Raw genomic sequence first — 22,779 nt, forward strand, 5'->3', positions numbered from 1 at the left:
GAGCTGGGAACGCTCTGCCGCCGCCGCATCGCCTCCCTGGCCGGGCTTGCACCCCATGCACGCGAAAGCGGGACATGGCGCGGGGCCCGGCGCATCTGGGGCGGCCGACGAAAGGTCCGAGAGGCCCTCTACATCGCCGCCCTATCGGCGTCCCGGCGCGTTCCAGCCCTCACCGCAATGCGCGACAGGATGCGACTGAAGGGCAAGGCCCCCAAGACCATCCTCATCGCCGTCGCGCGCCAACTCCTCGTCATCATCAACGCCATGATCCGAAAAGGAGCACCCATCGCGATCGCTTGAACAACACAGTTGCCCCCAGGCAAGCCCGGCGCGCCTGAGTTCATGGCCGCCTATAACGAGGCGGTGAAGACCGAGCGCCAGACGAAGGCCGGCGTGCTGCTGTCCGTGATGGCCGCCTTTCAGGAGAGCGAGGACTTCCGCTCCCTCGCGCCGCGCACGCGGCCCGATTACGTGAAGCAGATCAAGAAGACCGAGGCCGTGTCATCGACTTCCCGCTCTCGGCGCTGACGGATCGCCGTTCCCGCGCCATCTTTCTCGAATGGCGTGAACGCCTCGCCCTGCGCTCCCGCCGCCAACGCGATTCCGCCTGGAGTGTCCTCGCTCGCATCCTGTCTTGGGCGCATGACCGCGGCTTGATCCTGGCCAATCCCTGCACACGCGGCGGACGGCTCTATCAAGGCTCCCGCGCGGAACACGTGTGGACTGCCGACGACAAGGCGCAGCTCCTCGCTAAGGCCCCGGCGCATCTCCATTTGGCGTTGATGCTGGCCTTGTGGACGGGCCAGCGCCAAGGCGATCTCCTGAAGCTCGCCTGGTCGAACTATGACGGGAAAGCCATTCGCCTGCGGCAAAGCAAGACGGGCACGCGAGTTGTCGTCCCGGTAGGCGAGCCGCTTCGCGTCGCGCTCGACGCTGAGCGCGCCCGCAAACGCGGCACGGTCGTGCTGCTCACCTTGGACGGCACACCATGGAGCGAGGGCGGATTTTGCGCATCGTGGCGAAAAGCCTGCATCAAGCTGGGCATCGCGGGAATCACCTTCCACGATCTGCGCGGCACCGCCATCACGCGCCTAGCCATCGCGGGGTGCACGGTACCCAAGATCGCCTCTCTCACCGGCCACAGCCTCAAGGACGTTGAAGCGATTCTTGACGCTCATTGTCTGAGCCACGACCGAGGAATGGCTGAGACCGCCATTATCAAGTTCGAAGGGCGCGAGCGAAAGTAATTTAATACCGCAGATAAACGCGTGACGCTCGGCCAGCCTGGCTAACAAAAGCACATTGCGCGAACGAAACTGCAAAGCGACTTGCAAAGCGCCGATGTGCGTCAACCGCTTGGACGGGAAACTCTGCAATCAAATCAAGTGGCTGGGGGACTAGGATTCGAACCTAGATTGACGGAGTCAGAGTCCGCAGTTCTACCGTTGAACTATCCCCCAATCGTCTCAGTCCCAGCAACGCTGGAGCCCAAGGGATGAGCCAGGGATCGCGGTCGGTCACATCCGAACCAGCGAGGGCGCTCTATACGCAATTCAGCGGCTGGGGTCCAGAGGGGGCTGTGGAGAATTCGCCAACACCGCACGGATCCACGCCGAAAGGATCCTCAGCCCCTCAATCTCCAGTCGCGATCCGGTCCTATCCCTCACAGGAACATGCAATGCTGCTATGCACAATGAAGCATATTGCGCCGCACGCGCATCCTGTATCTTCGGGGTAAGGAGATTTGACATGACTGCAGTCACCACCAGCCCATTGCGCGGAACAGAGCGCCGTTTCGGTCGGATTTCGGACCTCGTCCTCAAGACGGTGTCGGCGATCCGTGAAGGCCGCCGCATGTTGGCCACGTATGATGAACTCACTCGTCTCTCGGATTCCGAACTGGCCCGCATGGGTATCCGCCGCCAGGACATCCCCCAGGTGGTCGCGGCCGGCCACTGATAGCCATCGTGTCTTGAGGGGATCGTGCCGAAAAGTCCTGTGACATTCGGCATCCTAGCATGTAGCAGCTCCCAGCCTCAACTGGCGGCTGAGGGCCTCGTGGCACGTGTCGTGGCGAGCTTCTGCCCGCTTGTCATGCCCCTCAGCGATGGCATCCAGTCTTGCCCGTCCAGCTGGGTTATGAAGCGACGCGCGCATAGCCCTTTGAGCGTTCGGTGTCCTCAGGGCGTTCGGACGGAGGCCGCTCGCCCCCGTGCTTCAGCTGTTTGGTGCCGCCAGCAAAACCCGCGACCGCAGCACATGAATCCGCCTCCGGCCGATTCGGGTGTACAGGCGGCGCTCAGAGGCAATCCCCGGCTGGTGACCGCCGAGACGCTCATAGTGGCGCCGGGATATCAGCAAGCCCTGCCCCGCCCTCGGCAACCCCAGCAGCGCCAGCCGCGCCGCAGCTACCGCCTCGCCGAGGCGCGGCTTGAAGCCATAGCCATCCACAGATAGGCGAAAGGTGGCGACCATCTTGTCCCCGGCGCCGCGGCGCTCGGCGCTTTCAAGGAAAACGCCCACTTCGCGCGCCCATCCCTCTTCCAGAATCGCCGTAGCCCCGAGGAACAGAAGCCAGCGCCCGCGCGCGTGCGCGGCTCCCTGGCGCAACCGCACGCCCACATCGCTCACCGATGGGAGGAACAGGCATCCCGCGGCATCGGCGATGGTCGCCGTCTCGTCGGTCGAGGCCCCATCCACAAGAATGACGTCACGCAGAATGCCGCCGGTGACGCCGGCCACCAAGGCAGACAGCACGGGCACCAACTGACGTTCCGAATCCTTGGTTGGAATGACGACCGAAATCAATTCGCCACCGCGCTCCGTGCCTTCTTCCACCTATAGCGGTGCAGGCAATCCTCGTCGATGCGTCAGACGGACCGATTGCCGCAGCCGGCCTTGGTTTTGCCTTCCCCAACGCACTGCAAACGGCCAAAGCACCCCGAAACGGGCGAGGGCAGGCTTCCGGAATGGCAAAGGCGCCCCGGGACGGGTGCGAGAGCCACAACGGGCGGATTGTCCAGCGATGAAATCCGGCGCACCATTCAACGGCTTGGCGCGTCGGCAGCGGGCCGGAGCGGTTTGGGCGAGAGATGGGCCGATCCTAGGGCGGGTCACCTGCTTGCGCTCCGAAGCGACGCTGCAACCGCGGGGGCAATCCAGGGGACGGACGTCCGCTTCACCCGCTGTTCGCGAGGGCACAGATGAGTTTTGACGATTGGGATACCGACGCAGACGGTCGCCTGAAGGTGTGGCCGCTGCAGGCCTTCACAACGGCCATCTTCGATGGCAAGGCCGGCGGCATCCGCTTTGAGGTGGGCACGCCCCGTCCCGGCTTGCCGTCACCGGCACTCCAGATGTCTCTGCAGCCGGACCAGTTGCGGGCGCTGGCGGAAGCCTTGACCGAACTGGCGGACCATATCGCCAATGGCACCGCCCCCACAGGACCTGCGACGGTGCGGACCACGAACTGACCATGCCCGATATTGCCAGCCTCATGCTGCGGGGACAGGCCTGCCCATCACCATGCAGCGCCCGCACCCGACCCCACGCCCAAGCAGTCGCCCCCCTCGGATTGCGCGGGAGTGCCGCTTGGGCGGCATGGCGATCGAGGGTGTTCGCCTTTGCCCTGGCGACCCTTGCCTTGGGCCTCATGGCTGATGGCGCAGTCAAAGCGGCCACCTGGAACGGGCCAGCATCAGCGACGGTTGTCGCCTCACTCCCCCCTGATCTGGTGGGCTATGGACCGGACAAACTCAAGGATCTGACGGACCCCGCCCCCGGCGCACCCAAGGAAGACCAGCAGGCTGAAACGCCCGCGGATCCTATCGGCCCGCCGGCGCCCATCGACAACTGGCATGCATTCGATCTGGCGTTTCAGAGTTGCCTGCAGCCGTTGGAAGGGCCGAGCGGTGCGGAATTGACCCTGAAGTTCGGCCTGGATACGAAGGGCCGGCTGCGCGGCAAACCCATTGCCAGCCATTCCCGCATGACCGGCACGCCGGCTGAACAGCGGGCCTTTGTGGCGGATGCGTTGGCCAACCTCGCCCGCTGCCTGCCGCTGCCGCTGACGCCACGGTTTGGGCCCATCGTGGCATCGCGGCCACTGATCCTTCGCTTCCTCGGGCCCCGCCCGCGCGAGCGCGGCGCCTGAACCCGCTTCGCATCTCACAAAGACGACGGGGCCGGGCCTTTCGGCCCGCCCCCGCAATCTCTGACAAGCAGATGTGGCAACGGCGCGGTGACGCGGATCAAACCGCGCGGATGGTCTCCAGGAAGCTCTCCACTTCCTGATTCAAGCGCTGGCTCTCTGTACTGAGCACTCGGGCCGACTCTAACACATGCTCGGAGGCAGACCCCGTCTCCACCGCGCCCGCACGCACCGATGCGATGGCGGCGACCACATCGCTGGTCCCATGGGCGGCGCGGGTCACATTCGCAGTAATCAGCGAGGTGGATGCGGTTTGCTCCTCCACCGCATGGGCAATAACCCCCGAGATGCTGGACAGCCGCTCGATGGTCTGGCCGATCTCCTTCACCGCGGCAACACTGTCCCGGGTGGCGACCTGCATGGCTGTGATCTGGCTGCCGATTTCCTCAATGGCCTTGGCGGTCTGGCCGGCGAGCGCCTTGACCTCCTGCGCCACCACGGCAAAGCCACGGCCGGCATCACCCGCACGGGCGGCCTCGATGGTGGCGTTGAGCGCCAGAAGATTGGTCTGCTCGGCGATGGCGGTAATCAGTTTCAGCACATCTCCGATGCGTGAAGAGGCCACCGCCAGTTCCGAGATCCGCGCGTCAGTCTCCGCCGCCTGGCGCACCGCATCACCGGCGATGCGGGTGGAATCATTCACCTGACGGCTGATCTCACCGATGGATGCCGCCAGTTGGTCCGAGGCCGCAGCCACGGACTGTACGTTGGAGGACGCCTGCTCCGACGAGGAGGCCACAGTCCCGGAGAGCAGTCGCGTATTTTCCGCTGTGCGCGAGAGCGAGGCTGCGGTGTTTTCCAGGTCGCTGGCTGCCGCCGATACGGTCCGCACAATGCCGCGGAACGCGGTGCCAAGCCGATCCAATGTCTCCTGCTTGGCCTGGAGGCCGCTTTCCAGATAGACCGAGATGGCGAAATCCATGTCCAGCAGGGCGGCGGTCGTCACCGAGCGGATCAGCAACGCCTTGCGCGCCGGCGCCGTCTTATCGAACCGCCCCACCTTGAGATTGGTTTCGATGGCTTCCACCAAGCCCCCGATCAACAGGCTGTAGCCGGCAATGTACCAACGCGGCTCTAGCCCGAGGCGGGCGTGGGTGCGGCCGATGCGCGTGACCGACTCCACATAGGAGGCATCGAACGTTCCATTGAGAATCACGTCCCAATGCTTGATTTGGGCCGCCTTGGCATGGGTGCGGACCGCCGGTGTCGGAAACATCCGGGCCATCTCGGGATAGGACATGAGATGATCGTAGAAACCATCGAGAATCTTCGGCATGGCGGCGATGACGAGGCCCCGTGCCTCCCGCAGGCCGGCCTGCAGAGTGGCATCCATGCCGATGAACTGAAGGCGCTGTTGCAGACTGTCTTTTGTATGCATGGGATCTTCCAATATCAGCGCGCTCAATGTCCCTCCCATCCCGGGAGCCACGGCATCCGCTGCAATAAGGGCAAAAAGCTCGCACGGACCACGGACGAGCAACGCGAAATCGCCATTCCCACCCGGCCGCGCCGAAACGATCTCACTCAACGCGCCTGCTTCACACGGCTCGACGCCCATCAGGCGCCAAACCGTCGGGGCCGAAGCAAAGCCGGATGATCTTAGATCGAACCGACCTGATTCGAAAATAAGTCTCTAAAACTCACGAACCGTAGCATGATGCCGCCCGAAAATCGGGGCTATTTCGGCATCATGCTTCGTCATTTCAGCGACCCGCCATGGCCGGGACGTTGGGCACATAAAAGCCGCGCTGGTTCGGCAGCGGACGGTATGCATCCCCCAGGCCCATCACGGTCTCGGCACCGCCGAGGACAAGATAGCCATCGGGAGCCGAAACTTTGGCCATCCGATTGAGGATATCTGTCTTGGTGGGCGCATCGAAATAGATCAGCACATTGCGGCAGAAGATGATGTCGAACGTTCCGAGCCCGACGTAGGGGTTCAGCAGGTTCAGCTTCTTGAACTGCGCCATGGACTTCAGCTGTGGCGAGACTTCCCACATATCATCCACTTTGCTGAAATACTTCATCAGCATCTGGATCGGCAGACCGCGCTGCACCTCGAACTGGTTGTAGCGCCCGGAGGCCGCACGATCGAGCACCTCATTGGACAGGTCAGTGCAGAAGATCTCCACCCGGCGCGAGCCAATCAGGTGAGGATTTTCCTTCAGCGTCATCGCCAGCGAATAAGGCTCCTGGCCGGTGGACGCCGCGGCGCACCAGATGCGCAAGGTATGGCCTGCGGGCCGGCTGGCATGCAGCGTCGGGAGCATGATTTTGGTAAAGACCTCGAACGGGGTCTTGTCGCGAAAAAACAGCGACTCGTTCGTGGTCATCGCATCCACCACCGCATCCGCGATGATGGTCGACGAGCCATCCCGAAGCACAGCTGCCAGCTTGGAGAAATCCGCAAGCTCGAACTTCCGCAGGAGCGGGACGAGACGGCTTTCCAGAAGGTAGTGCTTATCGTCGGAGAGGATCAGTCCCGATTTTGCCTTCAGGTATTTCTTGAAGAACTCGTAATCCGCTGCGCTGATCATGCCCGTCCTCCCGTCAGCAGGCGTGCAACCTTTCGGCCGATCTCCGTGATGGAAAGCACTTCAGAAGCGTTCCCCAACTGGACGGTCGCGCCGGGCATGCCCCAAACGACGCTGGTTTCTTCGTCCTGCGCGATCACGCTGCCGCCGGCATCGGCGATGCGCCCCGCGCCTTTCGCACCGTCGCTCCCCATGCCGGTCAACACCACCGACAGCACGCCGCGGCCATAAATTTCGGCGAGCGTATCGAACAATGGATCTACAGCCGGTTTGCAGTAGTTCACTGCCGGTCCATCGGACAGGCGAATGATTTTGTCGTTTCCTGATTTCTCCACAAGCATGTGCTTGCCGCCGGGCGCGATATAAATATGCCCTGCCTTGATAACCTCGCCGTCCTGGCCTTCTGCGGCCGGACGGCCAGCCGCACGGCCCACATGCTCGGCCAGAATGGCGGTGAAGGTCGCCGGCATATGCTGGGCGATCACCACCGGAACTCCTGAGAGAGAAGGGCCGATGTCGGTGAACAACCGGGTCAGAGCCTGCGGCCCGCCGGTGGAGCTGCCGATCGCGAGAATGCTCACCGGCGCCATGGAGAACGGCCGGCGCTTCTCGGTCGGCTTTGGCTTCGTGAATGCCGAAACGGGTGCTGCCGGCGCCGACGCCACATGAGGTGCAGCGGCAGCCGGGGGTGCCGACGGCCGAACAATGGTCGCGCCGGAGGTTGCACCGGGGGCAGGAGGTGCGGAAACCTGGGTCGCAGAGGCCGCGAACACACGCGGCAGCGCGCCTTTGCGTCGAACCCGCAAGCCAAGGCTGCGAACCTTGGCGGTGAGGTCACGACGGAAATCGTCGGCCGCGGAGATGCCGCGCCCGGCATCCGGCTTCGGCACGTAGTCCGCCGCACCGAGGTTGAGCGCCTTCAGGCTGACTTCGGCCCCGCGACGGGTCAAAGTCGAGGCCACGAGAACGATCGTGTTCGGCTTCTTCTCCAAGATCAATGGCAGGGCGGTCAGACCGTCCATCTCCGGCATCTCAAGGTCGAGAATGATGACGTCGGGCATCGACTTCATCACGTCATCCACGGCGCGGCGCCCATTGGCGTGGGTCGCGACAACCTTGAAATCCGGGGATTCAGAGAGCCAGTTCGACAGGATACCGCGAATGAACACGCTATCGTCGACAATCATCACCCGGATTGGGTCGTCCGCCAGTCCCGGATCGCCGGTTGCGGCTGGAGTGAGGGTCATGGGTCGACCTTCTCGATCAAGCCCACTTCTTCCAGCTTTTCGCGCAGGATGTCCGAATCGAACGGCTTCATGATGTATTCGTTGGCACCGCTGGCGATGGCCTTGGCGATGTGTTCGATGTCGTTGTTGGTGGTGCAGAAAATCACGCGGGGCACGTCCCCGCCGTCGCGCTTGCGCAGCTCCAGCAGGAATTCCAGCCCTTCCATGACGGGCATGTTCCAATCGAGCAGAATCCCATCGGGCATGAATTCTTCACAGCACACGAGGGCCGCCTGTCCATCGGCGGCCTCCCGTACACTGAAGGACAGATCCTCAAGGATGCGGCGCGCGACCTTCCGCACCACACCCGAATCGTCCACCACAAGGCAGGTTTTCATCGTTACTCTCCCCGAAAGATGGCGGCGGCGATCAGGCCGCGCGGGCCGTATTGAGACGTCCGAGCGCGAGATCGACGTCGAGCACCAGCATCAGTTGCCCCTTCAGGCGGTACACGCCGGTAACGATGTCGGACCAATGAGGATCGAGATTGGTCGGGTTGGATTCACGCCGTGCCGGATCAAGGACGAGCACTTCGCCCACCTCGTCGATCATCAGCCCGAAAGACTCCCCATGGTGCTCGATGCCCACCGCCATGCGGCGGGCTTCGGTGTTGGCCGGCAACCCGAGCATGGAGCGCATGTTGACCATGGTCATGATGCGCCCGCGCAGGTTCAGCACCCCCTCGATCTCATGGCTTGAGAGCGGCACGCGGGTGATGTGATCGGGCACGAACACTTCGTGCACCATCTCGATGGGCAGGCCGAAGAGCTGCGGCCCGATCCGCACCGTGACGTATTGCGCTCCCGCGCCGGTGGTTTCCTGACGTGCGAGGACGAGACTTGTGCTGGTCATGCCGCCTCTCCATGGGCAGTGCCGGCGAATTCCTTCAGCGCGGCGATGAGACCGGGACGGTCGAACTTGGCGATATAGTCGGTGAAGCCGGCCTGGCGGGCCCGCTCGATGCTGTCGGCGGTCCGGTCGCCGGACAGGGCGATGATCGGCAACTGCCCGTTCAAGGGATCGCCGCGCACCAGACGGGCGAGCTGGAAGCCGTCCATTTCCGGCATGTCCACGTCGCTGACGATGGCGTCATACCGACCGCCGGCCTTCAGCCGCTCCAGGGCCTCGCGGGCCGAGGCGCAGGCCGTGACCTCGTAGCCGGAGCCCTTCAGCACCGGCTCGATGAGGTTGCGGTAGAACAGGCTGTCATCCACCAGAAGCAGCTTGCCGCTGGTCACGCGCTTGTCTGCGTCCATGCGCTCGAACCAGTCGCCGAACGCGATGGACAGGAAGTGACCCACATCGAGGATCTCGGTGGCCTGGCCATCGATGATCGCCGCGCCGAGCGCCTCCGGAGCATCCGAGGACAACTGCATGTCGAGGCGCGCCTCGACGATGTCCACGATCTCATCCACCACGAGGCCCATGACGCGGCCCTCGTCGGAGAAGATCAGCATGGGCTGGGTGCCCGTGGTGCCGCGCTTCACATTCTCGTTCACGTGGACCAGCGGGATCAGCGCGCCGCGATACTGGATGACCGGGTGGGCGTTGACCGTTTCCACCTTGTCGAGATCCAGCTCTTCGAGGCGGGTGACCAGCGAGAGCGGCACCGCCTTGACGTCGGTAGAACCGGCGCGGAATAGCAGCAGCGAGGTGGTCGCCCCCAGGTCGCGCAACCGCGCGGCGGCATCGGCCGCGATGTCGGCGGCTCGCTCCTCCTCGGGATTGGCCGCCACCTGCGCGAGCCCGGCCGGATCGACGATCATGATCACCCGTCCATCGCCCAAGATGGTGGAGCCGGAGACCATCGGCAGCTGACGCAGCACCGACGACATGGGCTTCACAACGATTTCCTCGGTGTGGGACACCGCATCCACCACCACGCCGAAGGTCTGGTTGCCCACCTGCATCACCGCGATGAGCAGGTCATCCAGATTGTCTTCCGCATTCGCGTCCACCATGCCGAGGAGACGGCCGAGGTTGACGATGGGCAGCAGCTTGTCGCGCAGGCAGAGCACCGGAGCATCCTTCAGGCGCTTGACCTGATGCTCGGAGTTCGGCTGCACGCGCACCAGTTCGATGACCGCGCTCTGCGGCACAGCGAACCGCTCGCCAGCGGCCTCGACGATCAGCGCCGGCACGATGGCTAGCGTGAGCGGGATCTTGATGACGAAGGTGGAACCGGCGCCCTGCTTGGAGCGCACCTCCACCGTGCCGCCGATCAGTTCGATGTTCGAGCGCACCACGTCCATGCCGACGCCGCGGCCCGACACATTGGTGACCTTGGCCGCTGTGGAGAAGCCTGCCGCGAAGATGAAGCGGAACACCTGGCCGTCGGACATGCGGGCGAGTTCGGCCTCGCTGGCGAGGCCGTTATCCAGCGCCTTCTGCTTGATCCGGGCCACATCCAGGCCCTTGCCGTCGTCAGAGATCTCGACGATGACGTGACCGCCCTCGTGATAGGCTGACAGGCGGATGGTGCCCTTCTCCGGCTTGCCGGCGCTGCGGCGCTCGGCGGGCGTCTCCAAGCCGTGATCGGCGGAGTTGCGCACCATGTGGGTGAGCGGATCCTTGATCTGGTCCAGCACCTGCCGGTCCAGCTCGGTCTCGGCGCCGATCTGCTCCAGCTCGATCTGCTTGCCCAGTTCCTGTGCCAGATCGCGGACGATCCGGGGCAGCTTCTGCCAGGCATTGCCGATCGGCTGCATGCGGGTGCGCATGACAGCTTCCTGCAATTCCGCCGTCACGTTGGACAGGCGCTGCAGGGGCACCTTGTATTCGGAGTCCTCGGTGCGACGGGCGATTTCCATCAGCTGGTTGCGTGTCAGCACCAGCTCGGAGACCATCGTCATCAGGTGCTCGAGCACGCCCACGTTGACGCGGATCGACTGCGACGAGACGCTGCCTTCGCCGTCATTGCGCGGCGGGCCCTTATGCTCGTCCGCTTCCACCATCTTGCGGCCAGGCTCCTTGGCCGGAGCCGGCAGGGCCGCCTTGGCCGGAGCAGGCTCGGGCGCCTGCAGGGCGGGCTGAGGCGCGGGCGCCTTGGCGCGATGCGCCGGCACATCGACGGGGGTCTCGCGGAAAATCCGGTCGAGTTCGTCCAGCGGGATCTCGCCGGGCAGCATCTCGCGCTCCGGCTGCATCACCACCTGGGTGCCCTTGGGCTTGGGCGGCGGCGGGGGAGCCGCCACGGCCACCGGGGCCGGAGGAGGCGCGACAACCGCCGGCTTGGTGGAGCTGTTGGCCAAGGCCTCCAGCATCTCGATCAGGTCATGATCGGCGCCTTCCGGCTCGGTGCCGTTGTTGGCTTCCAGCTCGGCCATCAGCTCTTTGATGCGATCGACGGTCTGGAGCACAAGGCCCACCGCTTCGCTGGTCACCGGCACGCCTTCGCGGAACCGGTCCATCAGGGTTTCAGCAGCATGGGCCAGCGCCGCGAGGCGCGAGAGGCCGATGAAGCCGCAGGTTCCCTTGATGGTATGAACGAGGCGGAAAATATTGTTGAGAATTTGAGCATTATTGGGGTCTTGCTCAAACTTCACCAGCTCAACGTCCGCCACGTCGAGGCTTTCATTGGTCTCTGTCAGAAACTCGCGCAGCAGATCGTCCATGTCGTAACTCCAGCAGGCTGGGCAGCAAATTGTCCCTACGTCGTCCGCCGGCCCCCAGGTTCGAACCCGGAGCTTTGGCTGGCCGAAGGTCGCTTGAGCACGTACCCTGGGGGTACCGTCGGAACGACATAGGGACTGGGGAGAAAGCGTGGCGTCCGTTTGGTGGGGGGATTACCGCCCGGATGCTTCAGTTCTCTCCCGGTTCGGGAAGCGCGGCGCGACCGGTCAGGCCGCGCGAACCCGCGCGATGAATGTATCGACCTGGGTGCGCAACCGCGTCGCCTGGGACGAAAGATCGGTAGCCGCATTAACGATGTCACTGGAGACACGGCCGGTGGCGGCCGCGGCACTGGAGACACCGGCAATGCTCGAAGACACTTCCTGGGTACCCTGAGCCGCCTGACTGACGTTCTGGGCGATTTCCCCCGTGGCGGCGCCTTGCTGGTCAATGGAATTGGCGATCGCCGTGGAAATCTCATCGATCTTCTTGATCGTGTCCGAGATGCCCTCGATCGCCCGCACCACTTCATTGGTCGCGCCTTGGACGGCGCCGATCTGCGAGGAAATTTCCTCGGTCGCCTTGGACGTCTGCTCGGCCAGCGACTTGACCTCGGAGGCTACGACAGCGAAGCCGCGACCAGCGTCCCCTGCCCGCGCCGCCTCAATGGTGGCGTTGAGCGCCAGCAGATTGGTTTGCGAGGCGATATCGGTGATGAGGCTCACCACCTGACCGATGCGGGTTGCGCTCGCCGAGAGGCCGCGGGCCACGTCTGCGGTCCGGGCCGCCTGGTCCGTGGCTTCTCCGGCGATATGCGCGGCATTGGACACCTGGGTGCCGATCTCGCGCACCGAAGCCGCCAGTTCCTCGGCCGCTGACGCCGCCGTCTGCACATTGCTGGTGGCCTGTTCGGCCGCCGCAGCCACCACCACCGATTGGCGGGAGGTCTCGTCCGCCGAAGTGCTCATGGTGGCGGCATTGCGCTCCAGAAGGCTGACCGCTTCCGCCACGGTGCGAACGACGCCCGAGACTTCGCTATCGAACTCATCCGCCAGGGCCTGCATGGTGGCGCGCTTCTCGGCCTCCTGCCGCCCAGCCTGCGCGCCCTGCTCGACGCGCAGACCTTCAGCCTGGCGCAGCTCGACCAGCAATTGCTCGGTGGACTGCCACAGGTCGCCAATCTCGTCATTGGAGCGGCGGGCTTCCACCACCACGTCGAGCTTTCCGGATGCCAGGCTGCGCAGGGTTTCAGAGGCGCGGCGCAACGGCCGGCTCATCATCCGCGTCCCAATCATCAGAGCGATGGACACGCCGATGGCCAGGCCGATGACGGTGACGGACAGGAGCAGGATCCGGATCCGCTCCTGGAGCGCGACTTGATTGTCGCGCAATGGGACCAGATCTGCGCGGATGTCATTGGTGAATTTGTCGAGCGAAGCCTGCAACGCCTTACGGTTGCTGCGGTTGCCCTCATTGTTGCCCTGTGCGTTGGCAGCGGCAGGGCTTTCCTGCACGCCGAGCCGTGCGGTCTCGATGCGGAACTCCTTGAACTTCGAAAGGTCGGCCAGCACGGTGCGCAGATCAGCGGCATCCTCCGGCGGGGTGCGCTCCTTCAGGGTCGCAGCGAGCCCATCGATGATGCCGAGTTGCTTGAGCAGGCCATCGGCGAAGGGCTTGGCCGCGGCCGTGGTGGGCGCGCCGTAGATTCCACGGGATTCCATCACCACGGCGGTGATGGCGCCGTTCAGGCGCTCCGTCAGGAACGCCCGCTGCGACGTCGAGTCCAAGCTCGTGGAATTATCCGATTCCAGCTTCATACCGTAAAGAGCCATACCACAGACAATCACTGTCGTACTTCCCAGAACGGCGACGATACTATAGATCTTACCGGCAATTTTCATCATACCCTCCCAGGTACATTGTTATTTAGTGAGTTGGCTTTGCTTTAGCGTCCGCCGCGTCCGCCTTGGCAGGCTTGGCCGCAGGCGGCGTATTTGCGCCACCATTTCCTCCGGCATTCGCGGACCGAATGTCGTTCTTATCGATGTAGTTGATGCCATCGATCAGGATTTCCTGGACGACCGGGCCGTTCAACCGTGCATTGACCTTCTCTTTGATACGATCAGTCATATCCTTGAGATTGTACTTCGAAATCTTCCCAGCCTCGACACGGCCATTCGTATAGATCTCGCCGAATGCGTCATTCACGACGAAAATGATCGGATCGACCGTCAGCTTCTTCAGCGTTCCGGCGTCTGCGGTGAACACCAGCTTGGCGATCACATAACCCTTGATCTGTCCGTCGATGATCATCGGCACGGTGATCGTCGGCACGCGCTTGTACTCGAGCCCCGGCAAATACGGATCTTCCGCCTTGCCAAAGTTCGCGCCTGCGGCCCAGTACGCGGCGCCATAGCTCGACGCCAGCGTCACAGCGCACACCCACACGCCGATGATCACCAGCTTGATCATGCCTCGCGCCCTCCCAGGAGCGCGGTGGTGTAGGTGCCGTCGGACTCGGCGGCGCGCAGGGCACCGTTGAGGATCGAGCTGATCTCACGGGCGGCGTCGAGATGCATGGCGAGCACCTCGCAATTGCGCTGCAGCTTGCGCCGCAGACCCACCACACGGTCCTGCAGTTCGGGGGCGACACGCTCGGGCAGGATACGCACCGCGCGGCTCAGCTCGAGGAGGCTGCGGCTCTTGCGCCGGTTCATCTCCTGCAGGTCGATGGGCATCCGGGCCTCCAGCGCCGCGGTCTCCTGGTCGACCACGCTCTCCAGGCGATCGAGAGAGGAGATCAGGCTGGCCAGTTCCGGCGCCCGCGGAGCGGCCGCGATTGCCTGGACCGGAGCATCCGCTTCGCTCCAGGCCAGTTGCGCCGCAAGGGAGAAACCGAGGCTTTCGCCGCTCACAGAGGTGTCGCTCATGCCGATGTCCTCAAATATCGATGTCGGGAACGGATGAAGCCGACGGGGCCGCGGCCGCAGCGGATGCCGTTACAGGCAAAGCTGTGGGAGCGATGGCACCCGAGGTCGAAGCGGTGAGCTCCGGCTGCTTGGAGGCAATCTTGTTGGCAATGCCGATACCGCCGGCCTGCGCCACCTGGTCGCCGATCTTCTGCGCCAGCATCGTCCGCCAGATGCCGCCGGCGTTGCCGGAGCCGTAGACCGAAGTGGCATTCTTGGGGAGCATGCTCTCCACAAAGGTGGACAGCACCATCGCCTCAAACTTCTTGTAGGGGCTATCCTTCACGGCGGCGGCAGCAGCGGCGGCATCGTCCAGGGTGCGGGTCGGCGCCCCCTGCTGCGATAAGGCCGTCTGGTTGCGCAGCCCGACCGGCGTGGACGAGGTGTAGGACAGCGCTCCTTGGTAGCCGGCATGCATGCCGGACACCATGCTGTCGAAGACGCCGCTGGAAGCGCCGGCACTCAGCTTCTGGAGATTCGCCGCGACCGTCTGCGCCTTCCGCGGATCCGCGGCTTGCATGACGTCGAGAACGATATCAGAGGGAGGTTGGATGCCCATGGCCCACATTCGTCGAGAGAGTATTTCGCGACGGACACATTGCGTGGCTTGGCTTATGTGAGGCTTGCATCCCCCAGAATGGTGCGATCGGCAGCCTCTTCGGTTGCAAGACGGCTAGCTACACCCTCCAGTATGGCCGCAACCATCTGCTTCTCCACGTGCTGATCGTGGATCTGCAAGACCCCCTCAGCCATGTGCTCGGCGCGTTTGAGGCGCAATGCCTCCTCGCGCACCCGCACCGTCTGGCGATCCTCATCGACTGCCAGCCGCGCGGACTCCTCCGCTGTGGCGCGCAGGCGTTTGGCCACCACCTCCACCAGCATGGGGCCGAAGATATCGTCATTCAGCGTGGTGATGATTTCTTCCCGCGTGCGCTCCAGGTCCGCACGGGCCCGGGCGATCTGCGTCAAGCGCCATTCCGCCTGGCGATGCATCTGCTCCTGCACCGCGACGATCCTGTTGGCCTTGCGCAGGCGATTCTTCATGGCTCAACCCGCCTTCAGGAAGGTGCCGAACGCCATCACGAAGGCGGTCAGCAATTGGTCCGAAATGGCATAAAGCAGCAGCATCCCACCGGCGGTGATAAAGGGCGTGGCGATGAAGAAGACCGGAATCTGCGGGGTCAGCTTGTTGATCAGGCCGACGGCGAAATTGATGATCAGCGAATAGACCAGGAACGGGCTGGCCAGGCGCAATGCCAGCATCAGCGCCGCGCTCATCTGGTCGGCCATCTGCATCAGGGCGCCGCGCCCGCCAAAGCCGACGCCCAGGGGAATCTGGCGGTAGGACAAGATCAAGCCCCGCAGCAGTTCGTAATGCTGATCGGAGATGAACATCATGGTCACGGCGGAGAGCGCCAACAGGACCGCGATCGGCGGCAGCACCTCGTCGTCTTCCGGAGGCCCCACCACCGAGGAGACCCCGATGAACTGCGCGGTCGCCACCAGCATGGTCTGCAGCGCCAGGAAGAATACCCGCGACAGCAGACCGATGATGCCGCCGGTGATCAGCTCAGAGGGGATGGCGAGCGCCAGCGTCGCGGTGGACGCATTCTGGATGAACGCAACGGTGTCGTCGAACAGCAGCGGCAGCACTCCCAACGAGATCGCCACTGCCACGAACAGGCGCACCCGCACCGGCAACCGATGGCCGGAAATTCCCGGCATCAGCATCACGCACCCCCCTATCCGGCAAAACACCAGGAAGGCGCTGATCACCGTGACGTTGAGCGGGATCACGAGATGGTCCCGAGGGATGTGATCTTCACCCCGCGAGCAATCTCCACATGGGACAGAACGGGAAGCGAGGGGAACATCCGCTCGATGATCATGCGCACATAGGGGCGCGCATCGGGCGCGCTGACCAGAACGAACGGCTGGCCCTCGCGCATGTGCTCGCGCACCACCGCAGAGGCGTCGGTGCCGAACTGCTCCACCAGGCGCGGGTCAATATCGAATTCCACCACCTCGCCCTTGGCATCACGTTTCAGGCTTTGGTGGAAGGTCAGGTCCCATTTGCTGCCGAGGCGCAACACCCGCAATACGCCGCCATCCGCCAGATCGCCGCAGATCTGCTGCGCCATGCGCATCCGCACATGCTCGGCCACCTGCTCGGAGCGGCGGGCATGGGGCACGATCTCGGCAATGGCCTCGAGAATCAGGTGCAGGTTGCGGATGGATACCCGCTCCGCCAACAGCAGCTTCAATACCGCCTGCAAGCCGGAAAAGGAGATCTGCGAGGGACACATGTCGTCGATGAGGCGCTTGTACTCGGGATCCAGCCGCTCCAGCAACGACCGCATATCCTTATAGGACAGGAGCTGCGGCAGGTTGTTGGCGATCACTTCGCTCAGGTGGGTGAGGATCACCGTGGCATTGTCCACGGGCGCAAAGCCTTCGCGCTTCACTTCGGACGCATAGGCCTCGGAAATCCACATGGCCTTCATGCCGAACGCCGGCTCGCGCACCTCGTCGCCGGGGACATCGGGCTTGGCGCCATCGCCAATCACCACCAGCAGTTCGGCGATCCGCATCTCCTGGGCTGCCACCACCGTGCCATGGATCTTGATCTGATAGTGCTTGGGCTCCACGGTCAGGCTCTCGGTCAGCCGGATGTCCGGCACGACGAAGCCGTAGCGCTGGGCAAACTTGCGCCGCATCTTGGCGATCCGGTGCCCCATCTCGGTCGGCGCCCGCAGCACCTGGCCGGCCAACTGCTTGTCCACGCACAGCTCGATCTCGGCGGTCTTGAGCTGCTCCTTGACGGAATCCTTGACCTCCTGCGCCGCCTGCTCGGCAACCGCCTTCTCCTGCTCCGCCTTCACCGCCCGCTCCTTGGCGAGCTGCTTGGGAATGGCGTAGCCGACGAAGGCCATCAGCCCGCCGAGGAGGGCAAAGGGAAGCATGGGCAGGCCCGGGACGATGGCCAGGGCGAAAAGCATGCCGGAAGAGACGAACAGCGCGCGGGGATAGGCGCCGAGCTGATTGAGCACGGCCTTTTCCGCCGAGCCCTTGGTGCCGCCCTTCGACACCAGCAGGCCCGCGGAGAGCGAAACGATCAGCGCCGGGATCTGGGAGACCAGGCCGTCGCCGACGGACAGGCGGGTATAGACATCCGCGGCATCGGCGATCGGCATCCCGTGCCGGGTCACACCAATGATGATGCCGCCAAAGATGTTGACGGCAATGGTGATCAAGCTCGCCACCGCTTCGCCGCGCACGAACTTGGACGCACCGTCCATGGAGCCGAAGAAGGCGCTTTCCTCCTCCAGTTCGGAGCGACGCAGCTGTGCCTGCTTGTCGTCGATCAGGCCGGCGTTGAGATCGGCGTCGATGGCCATCTGCTTGCCGGGAATGGCGTCGAGGGTGAAGCGGGCGCCCACCTCCGCGATACGGGTCGCGCCCTTGGTGATGACCAGGAAGTTCACGGTCACCAGGATCAGAAACACCACGATACCGATAACGAAGTCGCCGCCCATGACCAGCTTGGAGAAGCCGGCGATGATGGCGCCCGCCGCGTGCACCCCATCCGACCCGTGGGCCAGGATCAGGCGTGTACTCGCAACGCCCAGCGCCAGCCGCAGCATGGTGGCGATCAGCAGGATGGTGGGGAAGGAGGAGAATTCGAGCGGCTTGGCGATCCACAGCGAGACCATCAGGATCAGCACCGAGAGCGCTATGGAAAGCGCCAGCCCGACGTCAATCAGAATGGGGGGGATCGGCAGGAAGAGGACGGCCAGAATGCCAACGACGCCGACGGCAAAGCCAATCTCACGGCGCGAATTTTTGTCCCCGGCTCCGGTCAAGGAAAGATCGGTCATCTCATATCACCCCGGGGCCACGCGGACGGTGCCGAACCGCGCCCCTGTCTCTGCACGCGACGTCCTCATGACGCCTCAGATCGCAACCAAGACCGCCGGGACCGGCGGTCATCGGGCCAATGACGAATGACGCCCTCGGCTACATTTGCGAGTGTCGGCGGTTGTCGCCGACGCCTTGGAGAGATCTCCCACCCTCGGTGTGATCTGGGCTTGGACCTATGGCCGGACCGCCCGCGCCAGCTAGAAGCCGGAACCGATACGGCCGTAGATTTCCTCGGTGAACGTCATGATCTGACTGCCCATGAACGAGCCGGTCAAAGCACACACCACCAGCACCGCCACGATCTTTGGCACGAAGGTCAGCGTGGTCTCTTGGACCTGCGTCAAAGCCTGAAGCAGGGCGATGACGATGCCGACCAGCATGGCCACGCCGACCGAGGGGCCCGAGGCGATCAGGATCGTCCAGATCGCATTGCGGACCACATCAAGCGCATCAGCCTCGTTCATTTGCTGATCTTCACGCCGGAATCGAGCGTGATGGTGGAGCCGTCGGCCAAGGTGGCCACCGGCGAGCCGCTGCTGACGATGCTCACCGAGGAGACCACACCGCTGACGGTGCCGTCAGCGCTGGTCACGGTGCGGCCGATGGCGCTGTCTGCCGTCTGCAGTGCCGAGGAGGTCAGCAACGAATCCAGCTTGGTGTTGGTGTTGGTCTGCGCCTCCACCTGGGAGAACGACGCCAGCTGGGACAGATAGGACGTCGAATCCATCGGCTCCGTCGGATCCTGATTTTTCAGCTGGGCCACAAGCAGTTGCAGGAACTGATTGTAGTCCACCGTGCTGGTGGTGGCCGTGCTGGTCGAGGCGGAGCTCGTGGTGCTGGTCGCGGTCGAAACGCCTGAAACAGTGGTCATGTCAGGTCCTCCTGGCGCCTTTGTGCCCGGTGAAGGTTGCGCGAGGCCGACTCCTCGCCGCGACGGAAGATCGTCAGGCCGCCTTGGTTGGGGCGGCGGCGCTCTCAAGGATGGAGGCTTCCAACGGAAACAATCCGCGCAGTGTGCGCAGGGCCTCGAACGTACGGCCGGCGATCACCTGCTGGGCGATGGCCTCGAGGCCCTTGAGCACGGCCTCGTTCTTGAAGGTCTGCACCAGGGCCGCGAACTGGCGGTGGAACAGATGCCGCGCGCCTTCGGCATTGCGCGGATCGATCAGGATCGCCTGCACCACGAAATACAACTGGCGCAGCGGGGTAGTGGTGTCTTCCACCTGCATCACATGCCCCTCCAGCAGGAAGGAGGCATCATTCAGCAGTTCGAGCGTCACCTTACGGTCGACGCGCAGGACCGCGCCGTTGATGAAGATGCGCTCGCCGGGCCGCAGCGTCAGCTGCATGGTCTTGCTCATTGCAGGCCATCCCTGATGCTGCGGTTGACGGCAATGAGGCCAGCGAAGTTCTGCGAGCGCTCCTGGATGATCTGGTCGGTCTCCTTGATGACCCACAGGCCAATGGAGATCAGGTCCGCGCGCAGATTGGTGGCCAGTTCGTTGGTGGGCTCGGCCAGATCGCGGATCAGAATGCCCCACAGACGCTGGAGATAGATCACAGCGGCCTGGCTTTCGATGGAGGTGGGACCGGCAGCTTCGGCCGCCACCAGCAGCTCAATGGCGCGATCGAACGCATCGCGCTCGCGGCCACGGGCCTCGCTGCTGGAATCTTCCATTATTTCCGCGTAAGAAAATTTATACATCGCGGCGCTCCCTTTATGATCAGGCGTAATTCAGAATGCTGAGCGACATGAGCGTGCTTGTGGTCGAGTAGCTCATGCTCAGCTGGTTGGTCAGCGCATCAAGCCGGGTTTTTGCTTCGGCGGTGTCGACGCCTTCCAGCGTCGAGATGCGGCTGTTGACCACATCCAGGGTGCCCTGCATCTGTGTCGTGGCCGCCTTGACGCGGGTTTGCGTCACGCCAATGGAGGCGGCGGCGGCGGTCATTCCAGTCACACCTTCGGTGACCGCGGTCCGGGCAGTATCCATCACCGCCTGGAGGGCATTGGAGTTCAAATTCTGAACGCCCAGATAACCCACCATCGTAAATGCCATGGTTAGCTTGCGCATGGCTTGATCATTGGCACTCACCGACACGGTTGCACGCTCGGTGGGCGAGATCTGCTTGGTGATCGCCTCGTCCGAGGCATTCGACCAATTGGTGCCCCACGCCGGATCGCTGAACAGATCCGCGAACTCGTTGTCCAGGAAGTCCTGCATCTGGGTGGCGGTGATTTCCGCAACCTTTGGGTCGCTCTGCGGCGGCGTCGTCGTAATACCGAACTTTGCGGCGAAGGCCGCATCTACGGCCGCAGAGGCCGTTGTTTCATAGTCCTTCATGGGCTCAACGCTGCTGTTGACGCCACCAAAGACATAGCGCGTGCCGTCGGTGCTGTTGAGCGCAGAGCTGAAGGAGGAGAGCGCGGCACGCGCCTCGGTTTCCAGTTGCGGGGCGGTGCCGGCAGTCGCCTGGCCGCTCAGCAGATTCTCGAGGAATGCGTTGGACGTGGTGGTCATAGCGCTCAGCGCGCTCTGCGTGCGGGTGGTCATGGCGTCGATCAAGGAATTGCCGTCCACCAACCCCTGAAGCGAGTTCTTTTCCGTCCGCAGGTCCACGCTGTGGGAGGTGCGCACACCCAACGTCAGGCCGACATCGGCCAGCCGCCCGGTGGAGACCTCGGTTGTCGCCTTCGTGATCTCCGTCTGAATGCGCGGAATCGCATTCAAAGACGCCGAAGTCCAAGACAAAGTGGAGATATAGCTGCTCTGCATGGCGCTCACTTGATCATTGCGAAGAGGGAATCATACATGGACCCAATAATGGAAATCAGCTTTGATGACGCCTGATAGCTATGCTCCAGTTCAAGCTGCTTCGCATACTCTTGGTCGGTATTTACGCCCGTGGCATTGGATAGAGACGTAGACGCCTGAGACAGAAAGGTTTTCTGAGTATCTGCCGCCGTCGACGTGGACGAGCGCAACCCTTCCAGCCAGCTCACCGAGCCGCTGGCGAAGGTGGCAAGGCTGATGCCCGTGCCCAGCTGGGTGCTGCTGTCGAACGTGGCGGTGCCCGAAAGCGCTGAGGAGACCCCCGTCAGGCGGGCGGTGTAGCTCGCCGTACCGGCCGTGTTGTAGGTATAGTTGCTGCCATTCATGCCACCGTCGCGCAGCGTCAACGCCGAGCCGCCCTCGGAGACCACGGCGGCGGAATTGATGCTGATCTGCGCGGCCAACCCCTTGGTGAGGGTCGATGGAATGGTCGAATCGGTGCCGTTGGTGAACAGGCCGGACTTGTCGGCGCCGGTGCTCACCTGGTCCTTTTCGGCAAAGTCGCTGATCAGGGTGCGGGCGATCTCGTCCAGCTGGTTCTGGTAGGTCACGGCTACGGTGTCGCGCAGCTCCGCATTGCCGGCGATGGAGCCGGACTTCAGCGGCATGGTGGCCGATGCGCCGGTCACGGCCACGCCGTCCACGAACACCGCATTGCCTGTGACGGTGCCATCATAGACCGTGGAGGCCTCGAAGCTGACCTTGCGCGGGCTCTTGTCGAACATGGTCACACCGCTGTCGGTGTAGATGACCATGTCGTTGTTCCCGCGCGTGACCGTGGAGATCCCCATCTCCTCGGACAGCTTCGAGAGGATCGCATCGCGGGCATCGAGCACGTCGCTGAGGTCGTCGCCCTTCACTGTGGCGGAAACCACCGCATTGTTGGCGGTTTCGAACTGCTTGAGCAGGTCATTGACGTCAGACACCGAGGTCGCAATGGCCGCGTCGGCATCTTTGCGGGCACCCTGCACCACGTTCGACGCCGTATTGAGGCTGGTGGCGAGGTCCTGGGCGGCAGTGACCGCCGCCTGGGCCAGGATGGGGTCATCCGGCGAGTTGGTGTAGCTGGCAAGAGCGGTATTGAAGGCGCCGAGCTTGCCAGCCACGGAGGTTTCGTTGTCGACGTCGCCGACCGTGGTCTGGAGCGTGGTGAGGCCTGCCAGCAGCGCGGTTTGCTTGGCGCTGGTGGAGGTCGCGTCCTTCATGCGGTTGAACAACGCAAGATCGCTGGCGCGAACCACGTTGATCCGGGTCGAGCCGTCCGCATTGGTGACCGTAACGGAGATCTTCCGGGAATAGCTGGTGTTGCTGGCCCCGTCGATGTTGCGGCTCGACGCGGACAACTGCGCTGCTGTATTCAGCAGCGAGCTGCTCGCCGTGGAGAAGGCAGTAGTCAGGCTCATTGTCTGCACCAAG

Annotated in this window: 26 protein-coding genes and 1 tRNA gene; 6 read left to right on the forward strand and 21 right to left on the reverse strand. The window is 63.6% G+C overall.

Annotated features, from left to right (window positions below; genetic code table 11):
* The 3 genes from AAG816_RS24030 to AAG816_RS24040 all read left to right on the forward strand — a co-directional run.
* Positions 1–300: transposase (locus AAG816_RS24030; protein WP_341992232.1), on the forward strand; the 300-nt coding region annotated here is incomplete at its 5' end.
* A gap of 9 nt (positions 301–309) precedes the next feature.
* A complete protein-coding gene (locus AAG816_RS24035; protein ID WP_341992233.1) occupies positions 310–528 on the forward strand; it encodes a hypothetical protein in 219 nt (72 codons plus the stop codon).
* Positions 529–653: 125 nt separating this feature from the next.
* On the forward strand, positions 654–1,247 hold the full coding sequence (locus tag AAG816_RS24040) for a tyrosine-type recombinase/integrase (protein ID WP_341992234.1): 594 nt from the start codon (positions 654–656) through the stop codon (positions 1,245–1,247).
* Positions 1,248–1,386: 139 nt separating this feature from the next.
* Here the strand turns inward: AAG816_RS24040 and AAG816_RS24045 are convergent.
* A tRNA-Gln gene (locus tag AAG816_RS24045) sits at positions 1,387–1,460 on the reverse strand.
* 289 nt (positions 1,461–1,749) lie between these two features.
* On the opposite strand from AAG816_RS24045, the gene AAG816_RS24050 reads away from it, so the two are divergent.
* Complete coding sequence (locus AAG816_RS24050; RefSeq protein ID WP_341992235.1) at positions 1,750–1,959, forward strand: DUF1127 domain-containing protein; 210 nt, start codon at positions 1,750–1,752, stop codon at positions 1,957–1,959.
* A gap of 258 nt (positions 1,960–2,217) precedes the next feature.
* Here the strand turns inward: AAG816_RS24050 and AAG816_RS24055 are convergent, their stop codons facing one another.
* Entirely contained in the window at positions 2,218–2,838 is a 621-nt protein-coding gene (locus AAG816_RS24055; protein ID WP_341992236.1) for a glycosyltransferase, read from the reverse strand.
* A 365-nt stretch (positions 2,839–3,203) separates the two neighbouring features.
* Between AAG816_RS24055 and AAG816_RS24060 the strand changes: the two genes are divergently transcribed.
* Both AAG816_RS24060 and AAG816_RS24065 read left to right on the forward strand, forming a co-directional pair.
* Positions 3,204–3,473, forward strand: coding sequence for a hypothetical protein (locus tag AAG816_RS24060; RefSeq protein WP_341992237.1), 270 nt, complete (start codon positions 3,204–3,206; stop codon positions 3,471–3,473).
* A gap of 140 nt (positions 3,474–3,613) precedes the next feature.
* On the forward strand, positions 3,614–4,153 hold the full coding sequence (locus AAG816_RS24065) for a hypothetical protein (RefSeq protein WP_341992238.1): 540 nt from the start codon (positions 3,614–3,616) through the stop codon (positions 4,151–4,153).
* A 97-nt stretch (positions 4,154–4,250) separates the two neighbouring features.
* Here AAG816_RS24065 and AAG816_RS24070 read toward each other — a convergent pair whose 3' ends face one another.
* The 19 genes from AAG816_RS24070 to flgK form a co-directional block, all read right to left on the reverse strand.
* A complete protein-coding gene (locus tag AAG816_RS24070) occupies positions 4,251–5,588 on the reverse strand; it encodes a globin-coupled sensor protein (protein ID WP_341992239.1) in 1,338 nt (445 codons plus the stop codon).
* Positions 5,589–5,913: 325 nt separating this feature from the next.
* The gene (locus AAG816_RS24075; RefSeq protein WP_341992240.1) at positions 5,914–6,747 is read right to left on the reverse strand and encodes a protein-glutamate O-methyltransferase; all 834 of its coding nucleotides are present in this window, start codon (positions 6,745–6,747) and stop codon (positions 5,914–5,916) included.
* Positions 6,744–7,991 (reverse strand): chemotaxis response regulator protein-glutamate methylesterase, encoded by a 1,248-nt coding sequence (locus AAG816_RS24080; RefSeq protein ID WP_341992241.1) that lies wholly within the window; start codon positions 7,989–7,991, stop codon positions 6,744–6,746. Before AAG816_RS24080 ends, AAG816_RS24075 begins: the two co-directional genes overlap by 4 nt.
* Positions 7,988–8,368 carry a response regulator gene (locus tag AAG816_RS24085; RefSeq protein WP_341992242.1) on the reverse strand — a complete coding sequence of 127 codons (381 nt, stop codon included), beginning with the start codon at positions 8,366–8,368 and terminating at the stop codon, positions 7,988–7,990. Before AAG816_RS24085 ends, AAG816_RS24080 begins: the two co-directional genes overlap by 4 nt.
* 31 nt (positions 8,369–8,399) lie before the next feature.
* Positions 8,400–8,882 carry a chemotaxis protein CheW gene (locus tag AAG816_RS24090; protein ID WP_341992243.1) on the reverse strand — a complete coding sequence of 161 codons (483 nt, stop codon included), beginning with the start codon at positions 8,880–8,882 and terminating at the stop codon, positions 8,400–8,402.
* A complete protein-coding gene (locus tag AAG816_RS24095) occupies positions 8,879–11,644 on the reverse strand; it encodes a chemotaxis protein CheW (protein ID WP_341992244.1) in 2,766 nt (921 codons plus the stop codon). The genes AAG816_RS24090 and AAG816_RS24095 overlap by 4 nt, the downstream gene beginning before the upstream one ends.
* A gap of 225 nt (positions 11,645–11,869) precedes the next feature.
* Positions 11,870–13,429, reverse strand: a complete 1,560-nt coding sequence (locus AAG816_RS24100) for a methyl-accepting chemotaxis protein (protein ID WP_341992245.1) — start codon at positions 13,427–13,429, stop codon at positions 11,870–11,872.
* A 139-nt stretch (positions 13,430–13,568) separates the two neighbouring features.
* Positions 13,569–14,114, reverse strand: a complete 546-nt coding sequence (locus tag AAG816_RS24105) for a hypothetical protein (protein WP_341992246.1) — start codon at positions 14,112–14,114, stop codon at positions 13,569–13,571.
* The gene (locus AAG816_RS24110; protein WP_341992247.1) at positions 14,111–14,572 is read right to left on the reverse strand and encodes a hypothetical protein; all 462 of its coding nucleotides are present in this window, start codon (positions 14,570–14,572) and stop codon (positions 14,111–14,113) included. The genes AAG816_RS24105 and AAG816_RS24110 overlap by 4 nt, the downstream gene beginning before the upstream one ends.
* Positions 14,573–14,582: 10 nt before the next feature.
* Positions 14,583–15,170, reverse strand: coding sequence for a rod-binding protein (locus AAG816_RS24115; RefSeq protein WP_341992248.1), 588 nt, complete (start codon positions 15,168–15,170; stop codon positions 14,583–14,585).
* A gap of 53 nt (positions 15,171–15,223) precedes the next feature.
* Positions 15,224–15,655 (reverse strand): hypothetical protein, encoded by a 432-nt coding sequence (locus AAG816_RS24120; RefSeq protein ID WP_341992249.1) that lies wholly within the window; start codon positions 15,653–15,655, stop codon positions 15,224–15,226.
* Positions 15,656–15,658: 3 nt separating this feature from the next.
* Positions 15,659–16,408 carry a flagellar biosynthesis protein FliR gene (gene fliR, locus AAG816_RS24125; RefSeq protein ID WP_341992250.1) on the reverse strand — a complete coding sequence of 250 codons (750 nt, stop codon included), beginning with the start codon at positions 16,406–16,408 and terminating at the stop codon, positions 15,659–15,661.
* Positions 16,405–18,489, reverse strand: a complete 2,085-nt coding sequence (gene flhA, locus AAG816_RS24130) for a flagellar biosynthesis protein FlhA (RefSeq protein WP_341992251.1) — start codon at positions 18,487–18,489, stop codon at positions 16,405–16,407. Before flhA ends, fliR begins: the two co-directional genes overlap by 4 nt.
* A gap of 240 nt (positions 18,490–18,729) precedes the next feature.
* A complete protein-coding gene (fliQ, locus tag AAG816_RS24135) occupies positions 18,730–18,996 on the reverse strand; it encodes a flagellar biosynthesis protein FliQ (RefSeq protein ID WP_341992252.1) in 267 nt (88 codons plus the stop codon).
* Positions 18,993–19,403: a flagellar hook assembly protein FlgD gene (flgD, locus tag AAG816_RS24140; protein WP_341992253.1), complete on the reverse strand. Its 411-nt coding sequence runs from the start codon at positions 19,401–19,403 to the stop codon at positions 18,993–18,995. Before flgD ends, fliQ begins: the two co-directional genes overlap by 4 nt.
* 73 nt (positions 19,404–19,476) lie before the next feature.
* A complete protein-coding gene (flbT, locus tag AAG816_RS24145) occupies positions 19,477–19,893 on the reverse strand; it encodes a flagellar biosynthesis repressor FlbT (protein WP_341992254.1) in 417 nt (138 codons plus the stop codon).
* A complete protein-coding gene (gene flaF, locus AAG816_RS24150; RefSeq protein WP_341992255.1) occupies positions 19,890–20,237 on the reverse strand; it encodes a flagellar biosynthesis regulator FlaF in 348 nt (115 codons plus the stop codon). Before flaF ends, flbT begins: the two co-directional genes overlap by 4 nt.
* Before the next feature lie 19 nt (positions 20,238–20,256).
* Positions 20,257–21,306, reverse strand: a complete 1,050-nt coding sequence (locus AAG816_RS24155; RefSeq protein ID WP_341992256.1) for a flagellar hook-associated family protein — start codon at positions 21,304–21,306, stop codon at positions 20,257–20,259.
* Between the two features lie 5 nt (positions 21,307–21,311).
* Positions 21,312–22,766: a flagellar hook-associated protein FlgK gene (gene flgK / locus AAG816_RS24160; RefSeq protein WP_341992257.1), complete on the reverse strand. Its 1,455-nt coding sequence runs from the start codon at positions 22,764–22,766 to the stop codon at positions 21,312–21,314.
* Between the last annotated feature and the right edge of the window lie 13 nt (positions 22,767–22,779).

Source organism: Azorhizobium sp. AG788 (assembly GCF_943371865.1).
In the GTDB taxonomy this organism is placed as follows: Bacteria; Pseudomonadota; Alphaproteobacteria; order Rhizobiales; family Xanthobacteraceae; genus Azorhizobium.

What these genes read in the sequence shown, in the direction of transcription:
- AAG816_RS24050 (WP_341992235.1), top strand. Translation starts at nt 1,750, where the DNA reads ATGACTGCAGTCACCACCAGCCCATTGCGCGGAACAGAGCGCCGTTTC.
- AAG816_RS24060 (WP_341992237.1), top strand. Translation starts at nt 3,204, where the DNA reads ATGAGTTTTGACGATTGGGATACCGACGCAGACGGTCGCCTGAAGGTG.
- AAG816_RS24070 (WP_341992239.1), bottom strand. Translation starts at nt 5,588, where the DNA reads ATGCATACAAAAGACAGTCTGCAACAGCGCCTTCAGTTCATCGGCATG.
- AAG816_RS24075 (WP_341992240.1), bottom strand. Translation starts at nt 6,747, where the DNA reads ATGATCAGCGCAGCGGATTACGAGTTCTTCAAGAAATACCTGAAGGCA.
- AAG816_RS24080 (WP_341992241.1), bottom strand. Translation starts at nt 7,991, where the DNA reads ATGACCCTCACTCCAGCCGCAACCGGCGATCCGGGACTGGCGGACGAC.
- AAG816_RS24085 (WP_341992242.1), bottom strand. Translation starts at nt 8,368, where the DNA reads ATGAAAACCTGCCTTGTGGTGGACGATTCGGGTGTGGTGCGGAAGGTC.
- AAG816_RS24090 (WP_341992243.1), bottom strand. Translation starts at nt 8,882, where the DNA reads ATGACCAGCACAAGTCTCGTCCTCGCACGTCAGGAAACCACCGGCGCG.
- AAG816_RS24095 (WP_341992244.1), bottom strand. Translation starts at nt 11,644, where the DNA reads ATGGACGATCTGCTGCGCGAGTTTCTGACAGAGACCAATGAAAGCCTC.
- AAG816_RS24105 (WP_341992246.1), bottom strand. Translation starts at nt 14,114, where the DNA reads ATGATCAAGCTGGTGATCATCGGCGTGTGGGTGTGCGCTGTGACGCTG.
- AAG816_RS24110 (WP_341992247.1), bottom strand. Translation starts at nt 14,572, where the DNA reads ATGAGCGACACCTCTGTGAGCGGCGAAAGCCTCGGTTTCTCCCTTGCG.
- AAG816_RS24115 (WP_341992248.1), bottom strand. Translation starts at nt 15,170, where the DNA reads ATGGGCATCCAACCTCCCTCTGATATCGTTCTCGACGTCATGCAAGCC.
- AAG816_RS24120 (WP_341992249.1), bottom strand. Translation starts at nt 15,655, where the DNA reads ATGAAGAATCGCCTGCGCAAGGCCAACAGGATCGTCGCGGTGCAGGAG.
- flhA (WP_341992251.1), bottom strand. Translation starts at nt 18,489, where the DNA reads ATGACCGATCTTTCCTTGACCGGAGCCGGGGACAAAAATTCGCGCCGT.
- fliQ (WP_341992252.1), bottom strand. Translation starts at nt 18,996, where the DNA reads ATGAACGAGGCTGATGCGCTTGATGTGGTCCGCAATGCGATCTGGACG.
- flgD (WP_341992253.1), bottom strand. Translation starts at nt 19,403, where the DNA reads ATGACCACTGTTTCAGGCGTTTCGACCGCGACCAGCACCACGAGCTCC.
- flbT (WP_341992254.1), bottom strand. Translation starts at nt 19,893, where the DNA reads ATGAGCAAGACCATGCAGCTGACGCTGCGGCCCGGCGAGCGCATCTTC.
- flaF (WP_341992255.1), bottom strand. Translation starts at nt 20,237, where the DNA reads ATGTATAAATTTTCTTACGCGGAAATAATGGAAGATTCCAGCAGCGAG.
- AAG816_RS24155 (WP_341992256.1), bottom strand. Translation starts at nt 21,306, where the DNA reads ATGCAGAGCAGCTATATCTCCACTTTGTCTTGGACTTCGGCGTCTTTG.
- flgK (WP_341992257.1), bottom strand. Translation starts at nt 22,766, where the DNA reads ATGAGCCTGACTACTGCCTTCTCCACGGCGAGCAGCTCGCTGCTGAAT.